15 protein-coding genes are annotated in these 23,302 nt (G+C 34.6%); 10 read left to right on the top strand and 5 right to left on the bottom strand.

What is annotated here, in order from left to right; genetic code table 11:
- The first annotated feature begins 100 nt into the window (after positions 1-100).
- The 10 genes from RB618_RS04380 (at position 101) to RB618_RS04425 (ending at position 17,299) form a co-directional block, all read left to right on the top strand.
- Entirely contained in the window at positions 101-472 is a 372-nt protein-coding gene (locus RB618_RS04380; RefSeq protein ID WP_308067643.1) for a YraN family protein, read from the top strand.
- A gap of 122 nt (positions 473-594) precedes the next feature.
- The gene (locus tag RB618_RS04385; RefSeq protein WP_008466087.1) at positions 595-1,251 is read left to right on the top strand and encodes a hypothetical protein; all 657 of its coding nucleotides are present in this window, start codon (positions 595-597) and stop codon (positions 1,249-1,251) included.
- Positions 1,252-1,639: 388 nt separating this feature from the next.
- Entirely contained in the window at positions 1,640-2,203 is a 564-nt protein-coding gene (locus RB618_RS04390; protein ID WP_308067644.1) for an RNA polymerase sigma-70 factor, read from the top strand.
- Between the two features lie 787 nt (positions 2,204-2,990).
- Positions 2,991-4,169, top strand: coding sequence for a FecR domain-containing protein (locus tag RB618_RS04395; protein ID WP_308067645.1), 1,179 nt, complete (start codon positions 2,991-2,993; stop codon positions 4,167-4,169).
- Between the two features lie 190 nt (positions 4,170-4,359).
- On the top strand, positions 4,360-7,575 hold the full coding sequence (locus RB618_RS04400; protein WP_308067646.1) for a TonB-dependent receptor: 3,216 nt from the start codon (positions 4,360-4,362) through the stop codon (positions 7,573-7,575).
- A gap of 8 nt (positions 7,576-7,583) precedes the next feature.
- Positions 7,584-9,077 carry a RagB/SusD family nutrient uptake outer membrane protein gene (locus RB618_RS04405; RefSeq protein WP_308067647.1) on the top strand — a complete coding sequence of 498 codons (1,494 nt, stop codon included), beginning with the start codon at positions 7,584-7,586 and terminating at the stop codon, positions 9,075-9,077.
- Positions 9,078-9,091: 14 nt separating this feature from the next.
- Entirely contained in the window at positions 9,092-10,168 is a 1,077-nt protein-coding gene (locus RB618_RS04410) for a SusE domain-containing protein (protein WP_308067648.1), read from the top strand.
- Between the two features lie 122 nt (positions 10,169-10,290).
- Positions 10,291-11,688, top strand: coding sequence for an alpha-amylase family glycosyl hydrolase (locus RB618_RS04415; RefSeq protein WP_308067649.1), 1,398 nt, complete (start codon positions 10,291-10,293; stop codon positions 11,686-11,688).
- Between the two features lie 38 nt (positions 11,689-11,726).
- On the top strand, positions 11,727-13,907 hold the full coding sequence (locus tag RB618_RS04420; RefSeq protein WP_308067650.1) for a glycoside hydrolase family 97 protein: 2,181 nt from the start codon (positions 11,727-11,729) through the stop codon (positions 13,905-13,907).
- A 275-nt stretch (positions 13,908-14,182) separates the two neighbouring features.
- Complete coding sequence (locus tag RB618_RS04425; protein WP_308067651.1) at positions 14,183-17,299, top strand: Ig-like domain-containing protein; 3,117 nt, start codon at positions 14,183-14,185, stop codon at positions 17,297-17,299.
- A gap of 76 nt (positions 17,300-17,375) precedes the next feature.
- On the opposite strand, the gene RB618_RS04430 is transcribed toward RB618_RS04425, so the two are convergent.
- The 5 genes from RB618_RS04430 to RB618_RS04450 all read right to left on the bottom strand — a co-directional run bounded on the left by RB618_RS04430 (position 17,376) and on the right by RB618_RS04450 (position 23,005).
- Positions 17,376-17,732: a DUF5683 domain-containing protein gene (locus tag RB618_RS04430; RefSeq protein WP_374121101.1), complete on the bottom strand. Its 357-nt coding sequence runs from the start codon at positions 17,730-17,732 to the stop codon at positions 17,376-17,378.
- Between the two features lie 30 nt (positions 17,733-17,762).
- Positions 17,763-17,930, bottom strand: coding sequence for a hypothetical protein (locus tag RB618_RS04435; protein ID WP_308067652.1), 168 nt, complete (start codon positions 17,928-17,930; stop codon positions 17,763-17,765).
- Positions 17,931-18,129: 199 nt separating this feature from the next.
- Positions 18,130-18,996, bottom strand: coding sequence for a hypothetical protein (locus RB618_RS04440; RefSeq protein WP_308067653.1), 867 nt, complete (start codon positions 18,994-18,996; stop codon positions 18,130-18,132).
- 42 nt (positions 18,997-19,038) lie between these two features.
- On the bottom strand, positions 19,039-22,404 hold the full coding sequence (gene mfd / locus RB618_RS04445) for a transcription-repair coupling factor (protein WP_308067654.1): 3,366 nt from the start codon (positions 22,402-22,404) through the stop codon (positions 19,039-19,041).
- The gene (locus RB618_RS04450) at positions 22,397-23,005 is read right to left on the bottom strand and encodes a hypothetical protein (protein ID WP_308067655.1); all 609 of its coding nucleotides are present in this window, start codon (positions 23,003-23,005) and stop codon (positions 22,397-22,399) included. The genes mfd and RB618_RS04450 overlap by 8 nt, the downstream gene beginning before the upstream one ends.
- Positions 23,006-23,302: the final 297 nt, after the last annotated feature.

The following is a 23,302-nucleotide window of genomic DNA, read 5'->3' on the forward strand; positions in this document are numbered from 1 at the left end:
CGCAGAGACGCAAAGCCGCAAAGTTTAGTAATACTTTGCGGCTTTACTTTTTTACACACAGAAAATCTCAAACTTGAAACATTAAACTTGAAACAAAAAAATGGCAGAGCATAACGATTTAGGAAAACTAGGCGAAGATCTCGCCGCTGCACATCTTGAAGAAAATGGATATTCAATTCTTGAAAGAAACTTTGTCATCCAAAAAGCAGAAATAGATATAATTGCACAAAAAGATAATGTTTTGGCGATTATTGAAGTTAAAACCCGTTCGAGCTTAGATTTTGGTTCTCCGCAAGATTTTGTAAAGCAAAAAAAGATTCAATTACTCATTAGAGCAGTAAATGCCTACATAAACGATAGGGAAAAGGATTCTCAAGAAGATTTAGAAATTCGTTTTGACATCGTTGCGGTCCATAAAAATGGGGAATCATTTGCAATTGAACATCTTACTGATGCTTTTTATCACTTTTAACATAATTTTTCATTGTTATAATTGTAACAATTTGTTTTTTTATTTATATTTGCAAAGAATTATAACATCGCAATGTTAAATTAACAAACCAACTCAACTGTTACCAAAAAAAAAAAAGAATTATGAAAACTGTTTCTTCTATTGTAGAAAACTACATTAAAACAAAACCATTTTTATTAAATGCCCTGTCGCTCGGAATTATTAACCTAACATCACTTTCGCGAAATATCATGACCGAATTAGAAAGTGAGTTTGGAAAAGAAGTAAAACAAGGCGCTGTAGTAATGTCTTTAAAACGACTGACGGAAGAACTGGATTTTAAATTGAACCACAAAATCAATAAAGTAATTAAGAATATTGGTGAAATTACAGTTCGTTCTGAACTTACAGATTACACTTTCGCAGCATCTGAAACGGTCTTAAATAAACAAGCAGATTTGATCTCTGATATTAATGCTTTATCTGATATTTTTTATACCTCATCTCGTGGTGTAAACGAAACTAATATCGTTGTCAGCAGTAGTGTAAATCACTTAGTTGAAAAGCACTTTATGAGAGAAAAATTAATCCAAAAATTGGATAATCTGGCTTCTATTACTGTAAAATTACCAAAAGAAAACATTGTTGTTCCTGGTATTTACTACTTCATTTTCCAGCGTTTGGCTTGGGAAGGAATCATCATCAACGAGGTAATTTCGACTTCAAACGAATTTACGATTTTAGTTGGAGAAGATCAAGTTGATGTTGCTTTTAAAGTAATTAAAGACTTGAAAAACTAGAACAATATTAAAAGAATCAGATTTGATTCTTCCTTTATAACACAAAAATCCTTTTGTCTTTTTTTAATGAAAGATGAAAGGATTTTTTTTTGAATAAAAGAGTGCTTAGGCATTATTCCATTTTTAGCAAATAAGAATATTCTCAAAAGACAAATTGTGAAATAAATTTTATTTCGAAAAAGCGTCAATATGACACTTACGTGTAAAAAAGCCACTTCACAATGTATTTTATGTCTTTTATATAAAAAACTAACAAAAAATCCGAATTAAGTTTTTTTATATATAATTTGTTGCGAATAATATTTTTATATATTTGCGATGAAGTCAGATATCAGACCTCAGATTTTGATCGTTTAATACCATTGGAATTAAATAAACGCAATTTAAATTGTTAGAAGCTGCCAACCATAGTGAAAAATTATTGGTAAGTGAACTCAAAAAAGGAAACGAAAAAGCCTTTCGCCAGCTTTTTGATTTATACCGCCAAGATATTTATGGATATAGCATTAGTCTTCTAAAATCAAAAGAGGTAGCGGAGGAAAATGTGCAGGATGTTTTTTTGAAAGTTTGGCTCAACCGTGAAAGTTTGGATGTAGAACAATCTTTTAAAGCCTACATTTTTACTATTGCAAGAAATCAGGCTTTTAATGTTTTGAATAAGGCTGCGAATGAAATTTTATTGAAAGAAGCCGTTTTCTACGAAAGTCAGAAATCACATGAATACGGAGATTATGCTGTTCGGGAAGCCGATTGCAAAAAACTCCAAAAGCAAGCAATAAAACAGCTCCCGCCCAAACGACGGCAGATTTTTAAAATGTCGCGGAAAAAAGGAATGAGCTACGAAGAAATAAGCGAGGAACTCGGAATCTCGATAAACACAGTCCGGAACCAAATGAGTAAAGCGCTCGAATCGATGCGCGGTTTTTTTCAACTTCACGATGAAATTATCTAACCAAAACCACAAATATTGCCCTTAAAATCACTCTTCGGAGTGATTTTTTTTTGATTTTTTTTGCCACAGATTTAAAGGATTCCCACAGATTAGTATTTTTTCTATCTAAAATAAACGATTGTTTTTTACCCAACAGATTGAAATCTTCTTAATCTGTTAATCTGTGGCTTGAAAAAAAATCAATTGCCTCCAGCTTTAGCTGTAGGTTTATTTGAAAGTAAGATTGGGGCTTTAGCAAATAAGATAATTTTGGCTAAAGCCCAGATTTGGAGACTTTTTTTGACCTCCAGTTAAAACTGGAGGCAATTAAATTAGAAAACTAAAAACACGCAAATTTCACAATCAAAATCGATAATTTTTGTCTGCTTCTATTTTGATTTTTCATTATGAAAACGAAAAAAATAGAATCGTGAATAAACCTGTTTGCCCGCGAGAGGGATGGAAGCAAGCTACCGAAGTAGCGCGGACAGCCCGACAGCATTAGGAAAAGGGGCGCATAAAGACAAAGATTGTTGGCCCCTTTTTCTAATGCTGGCTCGCCCAAAAAATCATTTTTATATTCAGATTGAGGGATTTCTTTATCAATTTTCTTGTGTGATTCTTCGTTACTCAGGATGACAAAATGTATTAATCATTATTTCTTCAAAAAAACAAGATTCTACATTTTATTAAAAATCAACACATTAAGCAATTCAAAATGTTAAAATTTAAAAAATTATAACGTTTGAGTAGTACTCAATTGCATCTCAGCTGTATTATAGAAACACAGAACCTAAAAACATTCTTAATGAATTCAAATTCTGAAATAAAAACGCTTTTAGAGAAGTTTATTTTAAATCAATGTACTGCCGAAGAAACAGAACAGGTTATTGCTTATTGCCGCAATAATAATCTAACTGAAGATTTTCCGACAGTAGAAGAAGTAAAAAATCTATTGGGCGAAATGCCAAAAATGGATGAGCAGAAAGCTGATTCGATTTTCGACAATATATTATCTGCAACAAAAGAGCAAGAAACAGTTATCGAATTACAGTCTAGAAAACCAAATTACAGAAAATACATTTCTATTGCGGCTTCTGTCTTGGTTCTTTTGGGAGTTGGTTTTGCTTACAAACAAGGTTTCTTTACTAAAAGCACAGAAGTCCCATTCGATTTTAAAAGCACTGATATTGTCTTACAGATGGAAGATGGAAGTGTTCAAATTATTTCTGAAAATGGAAAAGTCCAAGTTCATGATGAAAAAGGGAATGTTGTTGGAAATCAAGATGGAGATAAATTGGTTTACGAAAATCAAGCTGATTCTGATAAACTAGCATACAACACGCTTAAAATTCCATTTGGCAAAAAATTCCGTTTGCAATTATCTGACGGAACTATGGTTCATTTAAACTCTGGCACCACTTTAAAATATCCTGTAAAATTTATTGCTGGAGAAAATCGTCAGGTTTATCTAGACGGAGAAGCTTTTTTTGATGTTGCAAAAGACAAAAAACATCCATTTATTGTAAATGCTGATGAACTGAATGTACGTGTTTTAGGAACGCATTTTAACGTTTCTAACTATCCTGAAGATGCTGCGACAGATGTGGTTCTCGTTGAAGGCTCTGTTGGAATGTATCGTTCTAACGAAGATTTTGATGCTTCTAAAAATACAATCTTAAAACCGGGCTATAAAGGGAGTTTCAACAAAGAAAATGCTTCAATTTTTACTAAACCCGTTCTTACTGAAATTTATACTTCTTGGATAGATGGTGGACTTACTTTTAGAAACATGACTTTCAAAAACATCATTACCAAACTGGAAAGACGCTACAACGTAACAATCATTAATAAAAATGAGAAATTGGCTAACGAGAAATTCAATGCCAGCTTTAAAGAAGAATCAATTGAGAATGTGATGAGCTATTTTAATGATGTTCATGGCATTAATTACACGATAAAAAACAATCAAATACTAATTAAATAACCACTAAAACCAATACAATATATGATGAGATAACATTACGGGAATAAAAAAATCGGAAAGAGCTGCGAACAATTTCCGATTTACTAAGTGATTGAATATAACGAATTAACTACAATCAATTAACAAAATTATGAAAAAAAAATCTAAGAATAATGGGTTTCTATACTCATTGTTCCAAAATGACCTAAAATTGAAATTAACTACTCTACTTATTTTGGTCGCCATGTTTAATATCAAAGCAAGTACTTATGCTCAAAAAACTAAAGTTACTCTTGAATTGAACAATTCAACAATCGAAAAGGTTATTGAGACCATTGAACAAAAAACAGATTTCAGATTTATTTACAAAATGAATGATGTCGACTTAGATCGAACGGTTTCTATTTCTGTAAAAGAACAATCGATATATGTAGTTTTGGACAGAATTTTTAAAGGAACTCCGACAGAATTTAAAATTCGCGACACACAAATTATCCTTAAAAAGCCAGAATTAAAAACACAAAATATTGTAGATGAAAAGGAAACTATTTCTGGAATTGTTACTGACGAAAATGGTGCTCCGCTTCCTGGAGCTTCTATTATCGAGGAAGGCACAAAAAATAGTGTTGTAACCGATTTTGATGGTAAATTTAAGTTTACTGTCGAAAGCAGTTCTTCTGTAATCTTGGTGAGTTTTGTGGGTTATAAAACTAAAAAAGTTCCTGCTGGAAATGGCATTTTAAATATTCAATTGGAACCAGTTGCTACTAACTTGCAAGAGGTAGTTTTAGTTGGTTATGGATCGGTTACTAAAAAAGATGTAACGGGTGCAGTTTCTACTATTAATGCAAAAGAGATGAATCAAGGAGCAATTGTAAATCCGTTACAATTAATTTCTGGAAAAGCGGCGGGTGTAAATATCAATCAAATTGGTAGCGAACCTGGTTCTGGTCCAAGTGTACGTATTCGTGGAGTAAGTTCTTTAATTGGCGGAAGCGATCCTTTGGTTGTGGTAGATGGAATTCAGGGAAATTTAGATTTATTAAATTCGATTCCTCCAACAGAAATTGAATCGATCGATATTTTAAAAGACGCCTCAGCTACAGCCGTTTATGGATCTAGAGGAGCTGCTGGAGTAATTATCGTAAGAACTAAAACGAATAAAACAGGAAAAACAACTTTTGAATATGTAGGTTCTTCTTCTATCGATTTTATTCCAAAAAAATTAGATTTTCTAAATGCTGATCAATGGTGGACTGCAGCACAAAGTGTTGGAGTTCCTGCTTCTGCAAATCATGGCGCAAATACAGATTGGTACGGAATTTTAACACAAACAGGATTTACGCAAACACATACACTTTCATTTGGTGGAGGCAGTGAAAAATTTAGCTACCATGGATCTGTAAGTGCTATTTTGCAAGATGGTGTTGTGATTAACTCTAACAATAAAAAATACATTGCAAGATTACAAGCCACTCAAAAAGCGTTGGATGACAAATTAACTTTGACTTATAGTTTAACTAACGGAATTAGTAATACGGCAAGCAGTGTACAAAGTATTGGTAGAGTTAATCAGGTTTCAAACTTAATTTCTCAGGCTTATCAAATGCGTCCTACTGATCCTGTATTTGAATCAGACGGGACAACTTATTATACAGATCCTAACCTATTTCAATATTTGAATCCTTATGCGGCTCAACAAGAAATTACTAATGAGGGAAAATATGATAATTTATTCGGAAGTCTTAAAGCAGATTTAGATATAGTTGATGGTTTACAGGCTGGTTGGTTTGGAAGCTGGAGAAAGGCAAATAATTCAATCGGTTTTTATAATCCGGCAAAATCTACAGATGCAAACGCAATTAACCAAAAAGGTTTTGGAAATATCAATAATACTCGTCAAGAAGAAAAATTAATGGATATTAGTTTGAATTACAAAAAAACATTTGGAGTTCACTCTATTAATGCTTTGGCCTTGTACGAATGGCAGTACCAAAGCAAGCAAGAAAATTACTCTCAAGTAAGGGGTTTTATTAATGATTTAGCAACTTATAATAACCTTCAATTAGGTGACATTAGTAAAGCTCTTCCTGGTGATATTAAATCTTCTAAAGAAGATAGAACTCTAGCTTCTTTTTTGGCAAGAGTAAATTACTCTTTATTAGATCGTTATTTGGTTACAGCAAGTATCAGACGTGATGGTTCTTCTGTCTTTGGAGAAAATAACAAATGGGGAAATTTTCCATCTGCTTCTGCGGCTTGGCAAATTGCAAAAGAATCATTTATGGCCAATCAATCTGTAGTGAATGATTTGAAACTACGTGTAGGTTATGGCGTTACCGGAAATCAGCAAGGCTTGAAGCCTCTAAGTTCTCTTTCTTTGGTTGGTGCCTCAGGGACAACTTATTTTGGAGGTTCTCAAATTCCAAATTACAACATCACTCAAAATGGCAATCCAGATCTGAAATGGGAAACAAAAAAACAAACTAATATTGGTCTTGATTTTAGTTTAATTGACAGCCGATTGAGAGGTACAATTGATGTGTATACTGCAACAACAGATAATTTATTATTTGATTACACAGTACCTCAGCCTCCTTACCCACATGACAAAATTAAAGCCAACGTTGGTAGTATAAGAAATCAAGGTCTTGAGGTTGCTTTGGCGTATGATGTAATTCGTAATGAAAATACAACTTTTACTTTGGCAGGAAATGTTTCCTTTATGAATAATGAGGTTCTTAATCTAAGCGGAAGCATCAATGGTGTAGCATTAAATACAGATTATGTAAGCTGGGGTGCACCGAATTCTTATTTGATAAAAGGACAACCAATAGGAACATTTAATATTTTACAGCACCAAGGTAAAGATGCTGCAAATGCTGAAACAGTAGTAGACCAAAATGGTGATGGCGTTATTGACCAAGGAAGTATGAGTCTGGATCGTGTAATGCAAGGTTCTGCTTTACCAACTTATACTTTTGCTTTCAATCCAACTTTGAGATATAAAAAGTTTGACGCTTCTTTATTATTAAGAGGATCAGGAGGAAATAAAGTTTATAACACTGTAAATCAACGTTCAAGTTATATGGAAAACATCGGAAAAAGCAATGTTTTACAAAGTGCTGTTGATTTAGGTATTTACACCTCGCAATATTCTTCAAATTTATGGTTAGAAGATGGTTCTTTTGTTCGTTTAGAAAACGTTACGGCAGGATACAATTTTAGCTTTAAAGATCGATTTATAGAGTCAATTAGACTTTCTCTTACTGGAAACAACCTATTCCTTATCACCAACTATTCGGGTATTGATCCTGAAATTAACTTAAGTGGTAGTGGTGACGTTAATGATTATTTTGGAGGAGATAGAGGAATTTATCCTCGTACCAGAAGCATTTCGTTTGGTGTAAACGTTAAATTTAAATAGTAAAAGAAATGAAAATCAAAAATATATTTTTAGCAGGAAGCATTTGTTTCTTTGCTCTGACAGGTTGCACCAATGTTGACGAAAACGTGTACGATCAATACCCTGCGAAGGATTTTTATGGATCTCCTCAAGGAGCTGATATAGCCTTAGCAAGTGTATATGCACAAATTCCTGGTAATTGGAATGGCGTTGGTTATGCTGGTGCCGATATGGGTTGGTACGACTTAAATTCCATGTGTGCTGATGATCAAGTTATTCCTCACAGAAATACAGGTGACTGGTCAACTGAATTTGCAATTTTGTTCAAACACCAATGGTTGCCAACAGACGAAGTAGTTAAAAATACATGGAACTGGCTTTACAAATCAATTTTCAATGCCAACCTTGCAATACAACAATTGGAAGACTCTAAAGCGGATGCATCAAAAATTGCTGAAGCAAAAGTTTTAAGAGCTTTTTTCTATTATTTATTAATTGATGATTTTGGAAGTGTTCCGTTTTACACAGATAACAATATTACTGTTGACAAAATTCCACAAGCAAGTCGTCAGGTTGTATTTGATTTTGTAGTATCAGAATTAAAAGCCAATGTTGATTTACTGCCAGGTACTAAAGGTGGAGAATTTTACGGAAGATTCAATAAATGGGCTGGATACACTTTGCTTGCTAAAGTATACTTGAATGCAGGTGTTTTAACTGGAACTCCAAAATGGGCCGAATGTCTCGCCGCTTGTAATGTTGTAAATGGCGGTGGTTTTTCATTGCACCCTGCACTTTCAGATGCTTCAAGTCCGCTAGGAAATAAATATTATGAGTTGTTTGGAGATACAAGTCCTCAAGATGAAACAATTTTATCTATTTATACTACCGTTGATGTTGTAGGCCGTAATATTTTTACTGTACGCAGTTTGATTGGACCACATGCAAATGCTTTATTTGGTTACAGTGGTTGGAACGGATCTGTTGTTCCAAAAGATTTTTACCTAAAATATGACGATAAAGATATTCGTAAAAAACAATTTTTATTAGGACCACAACCAGGTAACGTAAATTATACATTAGACATCACTTCATTAGATAATCCCGGAGCGGGCGCTCAAGAAGGTGTTCGAAATGTTAAATTTTATCCTGCAGGTTCAATGAATGGTGGCGGAGCTTCAAATGATTTCCCAATTTATAGATATGCTGATGTTATATTAATGACAGCCGAATGTAATGTTCGTCTAGGCAATGCTGGAGCCGCTAAACCTTTAGTAGATGCTATTAGAACTCGTGCTGGTCTTGCTGCTTTACCTTCAAATCCTACTCTTGACGATATTTTTGATGAAAGAGGACGTGAGTTAAACTGGGAAGGACATCGTAGAGAAGATATGATTCGTTTTGATAAGTTTTTGTTGCCAAATGAATTCAAAGGTACTTCAGAAGAATATAGAAAAATATTCCCTATCCCAACTTCAGCTTTAAATGCAAATCCAGGACTAAAACAAAATCCAGGTTACTAAAACAGCTCAATACTATGAAAAAATATATAAATAAATTAGCAGCATTACTGGCATTAGTAATCGTTGCTACTTCTTGTGAATCTGATGCAGAATTAACCGTTTTAAAATCGGTTAGTTTTCCCTCTGCAATTACATCCTCTGCAAGTAAAATTGTGCTTACAGAAGATACAGCCGACGATACTGCAACAACTATTTCTTGGCCAGCTGTTGTTTTCCCGATTGAAGCACCTGTTTTATACACAGTTCAATTTGATCTTCCAGCAAATACTTCTGGTAGTAAGGCTTGGTTAACTGCTAAAACATTTGAAGCAGGAAACGATGTTTTGAGCAAATCTTTTACAGTTCGTGATTTGAATAAAATTGCAACAGATCTAGGAATACAACCAAATGTAGACGGAAAACTAGCAGTAAGAGTCGTGGCTGCCATGGATAGAAATATTTATTCGGATCCAATTGAAATAACGGTCACTCCTTACGAAAAAGCAGTTGCTTTTGGCAAAATTTTTATGCCTGGTGATTATCAAGGTTGGGCAGTTGAAACTGCTGCAGCTTTAACAGCAATAGAAAAAGGAATCTATCAAGGATATATGACTGCTGAAGGTACTGCATTAGCATTCAAATTAAATACTGCCAGAACATGGGCTGAATTTTACGGTGCAGGTGCTACTAATGAAGATTTAGTTAGAATGGATGATGATAATTTATTTCTTCCAAGTGCAGGTTCATACCAAATTAAAGTAAATTTGAACACGCTAAAATGGTCTGCTACTCCTTATGCATGGGGAATTGTTGGAACTGCTCAATCTGGAGGATGGGACAATAGCACGCCAATGAGTTATGATCATCAGACTAAAACATGGGAAGTAACAGCAGACTTAGTTCCTGGAGCATTGAAATTCAGATTGAACAACAAATGGGATGTTAATTACGGACCTAAAGATGCTACAACAAATACCATCAATCGTGACGATCAAGGCTCTTATACCATTACTGAAGCTGGAACTTATGAAGTTACGTTCACTATTGAAGAAACAGATCCAAACACAAATGGCTATCCTGCAACAGCAACATGCAGTATAGTTAAAAAATAATCTAACATCATTCATACTTGTTAGATTAGTTTTGAGTGAAACCTGCCTTTCTGAGCAAAAGGCAGGTTATCTAAAAAAATAAAACTGCCCGCTCAAAATCTATCAATTTTAATTTTAAAATCATGAAGTCTAACTCCAATATTTTTCTTGCTTTACTGCTTTCAATAGCTTTTGTATCGTGCAGTTCTTCTGAAGAAAATCCACAGCCTGAGCCAAATCCACAGCCTGGAAACGAATATCAGCAGTATGGATCACCATTTGATAAAGTTGCAGCCAACGAAGATGCCGTAATTTATCAGGTAAATGTGCGCTCTTTCAGTCCAGAAGGAAACTTAAAAGGCGTTCAGAAACGACTTGCAGATATACAGAAACTAGGTGCAAATGTCATTTATCTGATGCCGATTTATCCTGTTGGAAAAATAAAAACTGCCGGAAAATTAGGTTCTCCATATTCTATTAAAGACTACAAAGCGGTTAATTCTGATTATGGGAACTTAGAAGACCTTCGCGCTCTAGTTACAGAAGCACACAGCAAAAATATGGCGGTGATTTTAGACTGGGTTGCCAATCATACTTCTTGGGATAATCAATGGATAACCGCCCATCCAGACTGGTACCAAAAAGACGCTAGCGGAAATATTACCATTCCGCCTGGAACAAACTGGCAAGATGTGGCGCAGTTAAATTATACCAATGTTGAAATGAAAAAAGCCATGATCGATGCCATGTCCTATTGGGTTTACAATGCCAATATTGATGGTTTTAGATGTGATGCTGCCGATTTTGTTCCGATGAATTTCTGGTCAGAAGCGATTACTGCAATCCGTAAAATAAAGAACCAAAGGATGATTTTGATGGCAGAAGGTACTAGAGTTAATCATTTTGATGCAGGATTTGATTATACTTTTGGTTTTGCCTATTTCGGCGCTTTAGAAAAAGTGTTCTCAGAAGCTCAGCCTGCAAGCTATCTTCAAACAGAAAGCTCTAAAGAATATGGGCAGTTAGATGCTTCAAAAAGAATAGTGCGCTATACCACTAACCACGATGTCAATCTTTCTGACGGAACTCCGCTTGAACTTTTTGGAGGAAAAAAAGGATCTCTTGCAGCTTTTGTAATTGCATCGAGTATGAAATCTGTTCCTATGATTTACAATGGTCAGGAAATTGGATACAACAAACGCATTGATTATTTTGACAATGTGCCAATAGATTGGTCTACTGCAGATAACGATATGCTTTTGGAATATCAAAAAATAATTGCCTTTAGAAATTCAAGTGAAGCACTTCGAAAAGGAAAACTGACCGGTTACAGCAGTAATGATGTGAGCGTTTTTACTATGGAAACCGCAGCTGACAAAGTTCTAATTGTTGCCAATATCAAAAACAAATCGCTCAAATATACTGCTCCAACAGCTTTGGCTAACACCAATTGGACAGACGCATTAACTGGAAATCAAATAGCAATTGGCACAGAAATCAATTTAGAAGCTTACCAATATTTAATCCTTAAAAAACAATAACGCTTCTGATACAAATAGATTTGTAAAAACTAAAAAACATGAATTTTCAATCCCAAAAAATACTGTTCCAAATTCGTTTGGGCAGGAAAACTGCGCTTTTATTTTTCGTTTGCTTCTGCTCATTAGCAGTTAAAGCACAAGAAATAACTTCGCCAGACAAAAATCTTTCCTTAAAATTTGAATTGAAAGAAGGCGGAATCCCTTCTTATCAATTATCATACAAACAAAAACCGGTTATTAAACCTAGTTCTTTAGGTTTAGAACTTCAAAATATGCCTTCGTTTTTGGATGGTTTTACCGTTACAAATACAGCACAATCTTCTGTTGATGAAAGTTGGAATCCGGTTTTAGGTGAAGAAAAAACAATTCGAAATCATTATAACGAATTGGTTGTCACTTTAGCGCAAGCGAAAAACAATAACAGATTCATTAGAATTCGTTTCCGTTTATTCAATGATGGATTAGGATTTAGATATGAATTTCCAAAACAAAATGACCTGAACTATTTTGTAATTAAAGAAGAACGCTCGCAATTTAACTTGACTGGAAATCATAAAATCTTCTGGATTCCAGGAGATTATGATACCAACGAATATGCGTATACCACTTCAAAGATTTCAGAGATTCCGTCGCTGATGAAAAAAGCCACTATCGAAATCAATTCGCAGTGGCCAATCGCTGCATTATCAGTACAAACACCATCAATGATGAAATCTGATGACGGTTTATACATCAACATTCACGAAGCAGGATTAATCAATTATCCAGCCATGTATCTTGAAGTTGATCCTGTAAACAACAAAATGATCAGTCATTTGGCTCCCGATGCCGTTGGTGCAAAAGGTTACATGCAAACCGATGCACAATCTCCTTGGAGAACTATTGTGGTAAGCGATAAAGCGACAGATATTCTAGCTTCCAAATTGATTTTAAACCTTAACGAGCCTACAAGCTATAAAGATGTTTCTTGGATAAAACCAGTAAAATACATCGGAATCTGGTGGGAATATTTCGTTGCAGGAAGAAGTACTTGGGCTTTCGGACAGGAAACAAACGTAAAATTAACTGATGATTTTACCAAACTTACGCCAAACGGAAAACATGGAGCCACAACAGAACGCGCAAAAGAATATATTGATTTTGCCGCTAAAAATGGCTTTGATGCGATTCTTATTGAAGGTTGGAATATTGGTTGGGAAGACTGGATTAATAACTGGAAAGAAGAAGTTTTTGATTTTGTAACGGCTTATCCTGATTTTGATGTAAAAGCAGTTCATAAATATGCCGCTTCAAAAGGCATAAAAATTATCATGCATCACGAAACTTCAGGATCGGCAACCAATTACGAACGCCGTTTGGATCGTGCTTTTCAGTTTATGAATGATAATGGTTATGATGCTGTAAAAACAGGATATGTTGGAAAAATTATTCCGCGTGGCGAACATCACGACGGACAATGGATGGTGAATCATTACATTAACGTTGCGAAACGTGCTGCCGATTATAAAATTATGATTAACAGCCACGAAGCCGTTCGACCAACAGGATTAAACAGAACTTATCCAAACTGGATTGCTCAGGAATCAGCGCGCGGTACCGAGTTCGAATCTATGGGAGGATTAGCTCCAGATCACACCACCATTTTACCATTTACACGTTTAATGGGTGGTCCAATGGATTATACGCCAGGAATTTTCCAAACCGATCTTTCGTATTACGGAACTGGAAGTTCACAACGAGTAAACACCACTTTAGTAAAACAATTGGCTTATTATGTAACCATGTACAGTCCACTGCAAATGGCTGCTGATATTCCTGGAAATTATGAGCGTTTTCCAGATGCTTTTCAGTTCATTAAAGATGTAGCTGTAGATTGGGATAACAGTTATATTTTGGAAGCTGAACCTGGAGATTATATTACAATTGCACGTAAAGCAAAAGGCAAAAACGAATGGTTTATTGGCGGAATTACAGATGAAAATGCAAGAACAGCAAACATTTCATTTGATTATTTACCTGCAGGAAAAAATTTCGTCGCCACAATTTATGCCGATGCTAAAGACGCTAACTGGAATAAAAATCCACAAAAATATATGGTTACTAAATTTATCGTAAACTCAAAAAGTAAACTGAAGCAATATTTAGCTCCTGGCGGTGGTGTAGCCATCAGCATCAAAGAAGGAACTGCTTCAGATTTAAAAGGATTGAAAAAATTATAATTTAAGGTGCTATCCCGATAGCTATGGGGACTGAAACACTCAGTTTCTAAGTTTTTTGCCACGAATTACGCGAATTCCACGAATTAAAAACCGCAAATGAAAATTTGTGCTAATTCGTGTAATTCGTGGCAAGAAACCTATGCTCATTTTTGAGCAAAATTAAAACTTACTATTTTGAAAACTATTAACCACAAATGTTTGTCGAATTTAAAAACAATGCGAGTGAGAATGAATTTTAGTTAGAAATGCCGACAAGCATGCAAAAAACTACTATTATGAAAATCAAAATTACCACTAGATTATTTCATATTGCCAAAGCAATATTTTGCTTTCTAATATTATTTGCAAGTTCCGTTTATGCTCAGGATCCTGTGCAATACGGAACCCCATTTGCAGGTGTGCCCGATACTCGAGATGTAAACATGTATCAAGTGCATATACGTCCGTTTAGTGCCAACGGAGATTTAGCCGGAGTAACTGCTCGATTAGACAATATTAAAGCACTCGGCACCAATGTAATTTATTTAATGCCGATTTTCCCCCACGGAACCGATTCCCGAAGTTCACCTTCGCCCTATTGTATCAAAGATTTTAAAGCTGTTGGCTCAGAGTATGGCTCACTTGCCGATTTAAGAACTCTGGTTGATGGCGCTCACAGCCGCGGAATGGCCGTAATTTTAGATATTGCCATTAACGGAACTTCATGGGATCATGGCTGGACAGTTTCGCATCCTGAATACTACAAACGAACAGGAACAACGATTCAGCAATTAGGAAACTTCTCTGATATTGCAGCATTGGATCTTAATAGTTCTGCAACAAGAGCAGCTATTAAAGATGCTATGCGCTACTGGATTTTCGCAGCCAATATTGATGGTTACCGTTGCGATTATGCCAACAATCCTCCTTTGGATTTCTGGTCTGAAGTGAATTCAAATCTTCGCGGAATTACATCTCATAAATTATTAATGCTAGCCGAAGGAGACCGACAAGAGAACTTTGAAGTTGGTTTTGACATGAATTATGGAGACCGATGGTTTCACGCTGGTTTATATGATATTGCTAGTGGAGGTCCAGTTTCCCAACGAATTCAAGATCAGACGACATATGAATATGCGAAAGCAACAGGAAATCAGCAAATCGTTAGATATACTGGAAATCACGATACATATACCAATGATGATGGTGTGAGAAGACCATTTGTAGTATTTAAAAATCATAACGGAATAGTTGCCAATTTCTTAGTTTCAGCTTACATGAGAGGCGTTCCTTTTTTAATGAGCGGACAAGAAATTGATTACGAACCAAAGACAGATTGGCCTTGGCAAAACTTTAAATTCAACTGGTCGCAAAACCCAACTGCCGCAGCTGATTTTGCTAAAATTCTAAATTTTAGAACGCAAAGTGCAGCTATACGACGTGGTGACTTGACTACTTATGCAAACGATGACATCAGCATTTTCACTAAAACATTAGGAACAGAAAAAGTAATCGTAATGTCGAATTTGAGAAACGCAGCAAAATCGTATGTTATTCCAGCGGCTTTAGCAGGAACTTATGTAAATCCATATAACAATAATGCTTCGGTAACTTTAACCGCAGGTTCTACTCGTAATTTTGCTGCTTACGAATATTTGGTTTTAACCAATACCAATGCACCTCTTGTAGCCGTTACAGGAGTTTCTGTTAGTCCGACAACCGTAACAGTTGGTTTAGGTACTACGCAACAATTAAACGCTACAATCGCTCCTGCAAATGCGACAAACCAAAGCGTAAGCTGGTCTTCTAGCAATACAGCTATAGCAACTGTAAATGCATCTGGGTTAGTTACGGCAGTTTCTGCTGGAACAACAACTATTACAGTTACAACTGCTGACGGAAACAAAACAGCAACTTCAGCTATAACTGTTGCTGCAATTCCTGTTTCTTCTGTTGCAATTTCTCCTGCTTCTGCAAGTTTATATGCCGGAAACACGCAACAGCTTACAGCAACGATTTCGCCTACAAATGCAACCAACAAAAATGTAACTTGGTCATCAAGCAACACAGCAATTGCAACGGTGAATTCAAGCGGACTTGTCACAGCAGTTTCTTCAGGAACTGCAACGATTACAGCAACTACTCAAGACGGAAACAAAACGGCTTCAGCAACTATTACAGTAAATCCAAATACAAATTTCACGGTATATTTCTACAAACCATCAAATTGGGGAACTGGAATTAAAATTTACTATTGGAATGCATTACCAACAGGCGTTTTAGCAACTGCAACATGGCCTGGAGTAAATATGACCGATGCTGGAAATGGCTGGTATAGCTACACTTTCACAAATGTAACCTCAACCAATTTAATTTTCAACGACGGAACCAACCAAACGGCCGATTTAAGCAGAAATAAAAACGGATGGTACATGAACAGCGCTTGGTACGATTCTAACCCGGGAACTGGCGTTGCTGTTACAAGTGTTAGTTTAAGTCCAACGACAGCTTCATTAAATGTTGGCGGAACACAGCAATTGACCCCAACAATTCTTCCTGCAAATGCAACTAATAAATCGGTAACATATAGTTCAAATAATACAGCTGTAGCCACTGTAAATGCTTCTGGTTTAATAACCGCTGTCGCGAATGGAACAGCGACAATTACCGTTACAACTGTTGACGGAAGTAAAACTAGCACTTGTTTGGTATCGGTTACAACAGCTTCTGGAGGAGGAAATTACTACACGATCAAAAACAGATGGACAGGCGCTTATTTATCTGACGCAGGAACAAATACAGGTTACGGAACAAGCGTTTCAGGAAACAACTACAAATGGCAAAAAATCGCAATTGATGCCACTTATTTTGTATTGAAAAATGTTGCAACAGGAGAATTAATGAATATTGAAGGGCAAACAGGAAATGTACAATGCAACATTACTGATACTACTTTCTGGAGCGCGCAATGGTCAAGCGATTACATTGACGGAACTTGGACTCGTTTAAGAAACAGATGGCAGACAGGAAATATTATTCATATCGAAAACCTGACAGGTTCGGCACAATACGGAAATTCACAAGATGGTTGGTATAGCGCACAATGGCAATTGGAAGCAACAACAGTTGGAACATCAAAAATGGCTTTAAATGTTGAAGAAGTTTCTACAATAGAGCCTGCAATTAGTATTTATCCAAATCCGGCAATTAACAATGAATTTAATATTTTAATGCCTGAATTAGCAAGTGGAGATACGGCTGAAATTTTCGTTTCAGATTTGAACGGAAGAACTCTTTTAACACAAAAACTTTCTGCTTCGGGACAAGTTAATCATCATTTATCTACAGGAATTTATATAGTGAACATTGCTTCTAAAGATTTTAATGTGACCAAAAAACTGATTGTTAAATAATTCTTTTTGCCACGAATTTCGCGAATTTTCGCGAATTAAAATTTGTGATGATTCGTGTAATTCGTGGCAACTTTTTTTAAAACGAATAATTCAGAGCAAGTCCGAAATTATTCTCCGATGTGATTTCATTTTTATTTAATGCCGGTTTAAAAGTTAAATTCTCATTTACATTAAACTGAGATAACGCAGCATCAACATTGGCATCGATAATGTTTAAGACATAAAAACCAACGATAAACAAAGCAGATAAATCCCTATTTCTTTGATAGCCTTTTTGAGCTGTAATCAATTGGCTTTCGCTTAATCTTGCTAAAAATTCAGAATCGCTTTTTTTACCTTCAAGCCGATTTTTGTATTCGTTTCTATAAAGATTGTAATTCTTCTGATTGTCTATGTAGAAATAGACACTTTTACCAATAGCACCATATATCAAAGGAAGTTTCCAATATTTTTTATTATAAATCTATCCTAAACCAGGCAAAACTGCTGAATAAAATGCCGCTTTTGCTGGGCGAAGTGGATCAATAGTTTCTGATTTTAAGGAATCATTAGAAATAATTCTATCTTTTCCCTGAGCAAAAATTGAAGTAAATCCAAAAAGTAAAAAAAGAACAACAAGTTGATTCTGCATATAAAGTGTCTTTGAAAATTTTGGTTCAAAGAAAACTTTTTAGTTCTAAGATTTTTCTTAAGTAAAAGATAAAGAAAACTTAATTTTTTTATCAAATTTCAAACAACAATGAAAAAAGTTGTACTCATCCCTGATTTATAATATTGAAAAGTTTTCTGAGATTTTTAATAAAGCTTATTTCATCTTTTTTTACCATTTTTTACTCATAATATTTATAAGTTTTAGTACTTGTGGATGAAGGAGTGGATGAACTTCCTTGATAAATAGAATGAATGATATTAATTGGAAAATTATCTTCATTATATGTCATCTGCCTTATAACAGAACTCGTAGAACTTTTTATTGAAATAATATTGTTAGGCGACATAGCAATTATTGAATTAGTATTGCTAAACATCCAATAGTAAAGACTCTCATTATGATATTTATAACTTAAATATTCAGGGCTTTTTTTGTTATCATATTCATAGTCAAAAATTAAGTCGGGGTTTTGATTTGTATTTGCACGATTGATAACCTTTATAATATTACCATTACTGTCATATTTAAACTCCTTAATTAAATATTCATCAAAATTAGAAGGAGTAATTTGAATCGTTTTAATTATTCTTCTATTATTATCAATATATACTTCAGAAATTAAATCTTTAGATTTATTTAAAGCTGTTTCAATATGATTTTTTACGATAATTTTGTCCGCAAAATATTCTAATACCGAATAATCAGCCGTACCTTCTTTAACTACTTTAATTAATCTATTCTGAGTATCATAGGAGTAAGAACTTTTAAGTTTTTCATTTGCTATTAAAGTTATTGAAGCTATAAGCTTTCCTTTATTATTATACTCATAACGATATTCCGTTATCATTATTCCAGGTGTATTAGGAATTACTTTCGTTAAATATCCGTTTTCATATTCAAATTCTTCTTTACCATCCTTTTCAGAATCTACAGATTTTAATAATCCCTTTTTTAAATTTGGATTATTTTCGGTAGAATTATCGGAACTACAGCTACAAACAATAACTAAAATCAAAAAATAAAATATTCTAATTTTTTTACTCATATATGGTAAGACTAATTTAACACAAAACAATTAACTCAAACTTTACTCCTCAAACAACTCCATCAATTCCAGCGCACGTTTTATAGACTTCACGTTCTCAAAAGTCAATAACAAACGTAAACCATTCACGGTTTGTTTTTCTTTCATTTTGCAAAGATTACTATGCTTTTGAACGAAGTTTAAAACGTTTCTGAACTTCACAGATTGATAATAATCAGACTGCTGATCTGAAACGAAATAACCAATCATTTTGCCTTGTTTCAAAACCAATTTCTCTATTCCGACTTTTGTAGCAATCCATTTTATTCTAATGCTGTTTAATAAAGCAACAGCAGGTTTTGGCAATGGTCCGAAACGGTCGATTAGTTTTTTCTCAAATTCCTGTAATCCCGCTTCGTCTTTTATAGCGCCTAATTCGTTATATAAAACCAAACGTTCCGAAACGTTATTGATATATTCATCTGGGAATAAAAGCTCAAAATCAGCATCGATTTGAATGTCTTTTACGTATTCTTTTGTATCGATATCATTTTCCTCAGGATACAAATCTTTGAATTCGTTTTCCTTCAATTCTTCAATCGCTTCATTCATGATTTTTTGGTACGTATCAAAACCAATTTCATTAATGAAACCGCTTTGCTCACCACCCAATAAATCTCCTGCTCCTCGAATCTCCAAATCTTTCATCGCAATGTTGAAACCGCTTCCCAATTCGCTAAATTGCTCCAATGCCTGAATACGTTTTCTCGCATCTTCGGTCATTGATGAATACGGCGGACAAATGAAATAACAGAATGCTTTTTTATTGCTTCGCCCTACTCGACCGCGCATTTGATGCAAATCTGACAATCCAAAATTATTGGCGTTGTTGATGAAAATCGTGTTCGCATTTGGAACGTCCAATCCGCTTTCAATGATTGTGGTTGCCACCAAAACATCAAAATCTCCGTTCATGAAACCTAACATCAATTCTTCAAGTTTGGCACCATCCATTTGTCCGTGGCCAATTCCGACTCTTGCATTTGGAACCAAACGCTGAATCATTCCTGCCACTTCTTTTATATTTTCAATTCTATTATTAATGAAAAAAACCTGTCCGTTTCTCTGAATTTCATAAGAAATAGCATCACGGATAATTTCTTCATTAAAACCAACCACATTAGTTTCAATAGGATATCGATTTGGCGGAGGCGTTGTAATTACCGATAAATCTCGAGCCGCCATTAACGAAAACTGTAAAGTTCTCGGAATTGGCGTTGCTGTCAAAGTCAGCGTATCAACATTCGCAGCAATAGTTTTCAGTTTATCTTTTACGTTTACTCCGAACTTTTGTTCCTCATCGACAATCAATAAACCAAGATCTTTAAAAACTACATTTTTGTTTACTAACTGATGTGTTCCAATTACAATATCTAGTTTTCCTTCAGCTAAATCTTTTAAGGTTTGTGTTTTTTGTTTCGCTGTTCTAAATCGATTTAAGTAACCTACTGAAACCGGCATATCTTTCAAACGTTCCGAAAAAGTTCGATAATGCTGATAAGCCAAAATAGTTGTGGGAACTAAAACTGCTACTTGTTTGCTATTATCAACCGCTTTAAAAGCGGCACGAATCGCCACTTCTGTTTTCCCGAAACCAACATCCCCGCAAACCAAACGATCCATTGGGCGATCGCTTTCCATATCGGCTTTTACTTCTGCCGTCGACTTCATTTGATCTGGCGTATCTTCATAAATAAACGAACTTTCCAATTCGTTTTGAAGATAACTGTCAGTCGCAAATTGAAAACCTTTTTCTAAACGGCGTTTTGCATAAAGCTGAATCAAGTTGAATGCAATATGTTTTACGCGCGCTTTGGTTTTCTGTTTTAAAACTTTCCAAGCGTTCGAGCCTAGTTTATAGATTTTAGGAGGCGTTCCGTCTTTTCCGTTGTATTTCGAAATTTTATGAAGCGAGTGAATACTCACATATACAATATCATTATCAGCATAAACCAATTTTATGGCTTCTTGTGTTTTTCCTTCGACTTGAATTTTCTGCAAGCCGCCAAACTTCCCAATTCCGTGATCAATGTGTGTTACATAATCACCAACCGAAAGTGCAGTTAATTCTTTAAGCGTAATATTCTGCTTTTTAGAATATCCGTTTTTAATGTTGAATTTATGATAACGTTCAAAAATCTGATGATCGGTATAAGCTGTAATCTGATTTTCTTCATCAATAAAACCTTGGTACAAAGGCAATACAATCGTATGATATTGCTTTCTGATATTTTCTGAATTGGCTTCATCCAAAGATTCAAAAATATCATGAAAACGTTTTGCCTGCGTATCATTCGAACAAAACAGATAATTGACATATCCGTTAAAATGATTATCGCTCAGATTATTCAGCAATAAATCAAATTGTTTATTGAAAGATGGCTGTGGCTGAATATGAAATTCGAATTTCTTAGTTGTTTTATAAACTGGTCTTGAAGCCAATTCTACAACCGAAAAATCTAAAGATCTTTTGATAAATGACGCCTGATTTAAAAATAATTGTTCTGGCGTAGCATGCTTTATTTCTTTCGAAAGTTTTTCAAAGGCTTCTTCTGCCCTTGCAAATTGTTTGTCAAGCTGGCTAAAAAGTCCTTCGGTATTTTGAATAAAAAGAACTGTTTTTTCGGCAATATAATCTAAGAAACTCTCACGGTTTTCCTGAAAAAGTTTGTTTTCAACATTCGGGATAATCGTGATTTTTTTGTGTGTTTCGACAGATAATTGCGTTTCAACATCAAAAGTTCTGATGCTATCTACTTCGTTTCCAAAAAATTCAATTCGGTACGGATGATCATTCGAAAAAGAGAATACATCGACAATTCCTCCACGAACTGAAAATTCTCCTGGTTCGGTAATAAAATCAACTCTTTTAAATTCATATTCGAACAAGACTTCGTTGATAAAATCGATAGAAATCTTATCATTCAAAGCCACTTTTAAAGTGTTTTTATCAAGTTCTCTTCTCGTAACAACTTTCTCAAAAAGCGCTTCTGGATAAGTAACAATTACGGCTGGTTTTTTTCTAGAATTAATTCGGTTTAAAACCTCAGCACGAAGCAAAACATTGGCATTATCGGTTTCATCAATCTGGTACGGACGGCGAAATGAAGCGGGATAAAACAATACATCTTGTTCTCCAATCATTTGCTCCAAATCGTTCAGGTAATATGCTGCTTCTTCTTTATTATCTAAAACAATCAGAAAAGGCAATTCAGTTTTTCTAAAAACAGAACGTATTATAAAAGAAACAGCAGATCCCAACAATCCGCTGATGTTCATTTTTACCTGATTTCCTTCCAGTAAATTTTTAGCAATCTGCTCGGCTTTTGGCAGATTGTCGTATGTAGTATATAAAGCGTTTTTACTCAACTCTTGGTATATTTTTATCTAATGGCGGTGCCGAACTCGGAATCGCGCGTGTTGTGTCTAACATTCTAAGGAAATCTTCTTCTCCTTGTTCTTTAGGAATTTTGGCTTTTTCGACAATTTTATCCATTTGTCTTTCTAAAGAAATCAGTTCTTTATTGATTTCCTGTATTAAAAAAACCACTTTATCATCTGGAATTTTACTTAAATGAATAAATAAATCCAGCATTTTAATTTTTGTAATTAAAATAGAAATACGGCTTTTGATTTGAGGCTGGTTAAATTGTGCCGGAATATTATTGTTCAACGCCATTGCTTTCTTAGAAATAGCAGCCGATTTTTTCTGAAAAGCTCCAATTGTTTTCCTTGGTTTCTCGCCAATCTCTTTCATAAATTCGCGCCACTCTGTCCACGAATTTAATTGTGATTCTGAAATTTCGTTAATGGGTTCGTCTAGAAAAGTCCAACCTTTATTTATATTATTAAAAATAGCTTCTTTCTTTTTTGCTTCTTTTGCATTTTCTGCAAGGCGTTTTTCATTTTCATTTTGGCAAGAAAATAATACAGTTGTCAAAAGCAGAAAAAGAGATATTTGGTATTTCATTTATGTAATAATGTTAGGCTGCAAAGTTACGAAGTAAATTTACAAATATGAATTCTGTTTTTTGCTAAAGATTCTATAAATCAAGGTTATCTTTTTCTTAGCAGATGAAGTCAAATAAGGCGCTTTTTTTCGTTTTAATTCTATTAAAAATGCTCTTTAAAACCAAAAATACAAAGACACAAAGACACACCCCCTGTAAAAGCGAATAATCCAACAAAAAAACTTTTTAATTATTGAATTAATAATTTATAATTCCAGAAAGCAGATGTAATTGCGAAAACGTTATATTTGTGTCTC

The organism is Flavobacterium sp. LHD-85 (genome assembly GCF_030929595.1).
GTDB lineage: Bacteria > Bacteroidota > Bacteroidia > Flavobacteriales > Flavobacteriaceae > Flavobacterium.

What these genes read in the sequence shown, in the direction of transcription:
- RB618_RS04425 (WP_308067651.1), top strand. Translation starts at nt 14,183, where the DNA reads ATGAAAATCAAAATTACCACTAGATTATTTCATATTGCCAAAGCAATA.
- RB618_RS04450 (WP_308067655.1), bottom strand. Translation starts at nt 23,005, where the DNA reads ATGAAATACCAAATATCTCTTTTTCTGCTTTTGACAACTGTATTATTT.
- RB618_RS04420 (WP_308067650.1), top strand. Translation starts at nt 11,727, where the DNA reads ATGAATTTTCAATCCCAAAAAATACTGTTCCAAATTCGTTTGGGCAGG.
- RB618_RS04395 (WP_308067645.1), top strand. Translation starts at nt 2,991, where the DNA reads ATGAATTCAAATTCTGAAATAAAAACGCTTTTAGAGAAGTTTATTTTA.
- RB618_RS04380 (WP_308067643.1), top strand. Translation starts at nt 101, where the DNA reads ATGGCAGAGCATAACGATTTAGGAAAACTAGGCGAAGATCTCGCCGCT.
- RB618_RS04410 (WP_308067648.1), top strand. Translation starts at nt 9,092, where the DNA reads ATGAAAAAATATATAAATAAATTAGCAGCATTACTGGCATTAGTAATC.
- RB618_RS04440 (WP_308067653.1), bottom strand. Translation starts at nt 18,996, where the DNA reads ATGAGTAAAAAAATTAGAATATTTTATTTTTTGATTTTAGTTATTGTT.
- RB618_RS04385 (WP_008466087.1), top strand. Translation starts at nt 595, where the DNA reads ATGAAAACTGTTTCTTCTATTGTAGAAAACTACATTAAAACAAAACCA.
- RB618_RS04405 (WP_308067647.1), top strand. Translation starts at nt 7,584, where the DNA reads ATGAAAATCAAAAATATATTTTTAGCAGGAAGCATTTGTTTCTTTGCT.
- RB618_RS04415 (WP_308067649.1), top strand. Translation starts at nt 10,291, where the DNA reads ATGAAGTCTAACTCCAATATTTTTCTTGCTTTACTGCTTTCAATAGCT.
- RB618_RS04435 (WP_308067652.1), bottom strand. Translation starts at nt 17,930, where the DNA reads ATGCAGAATCAACTTGTTGTTCTTTTTTTACTTTTTGGATTTACTTCA.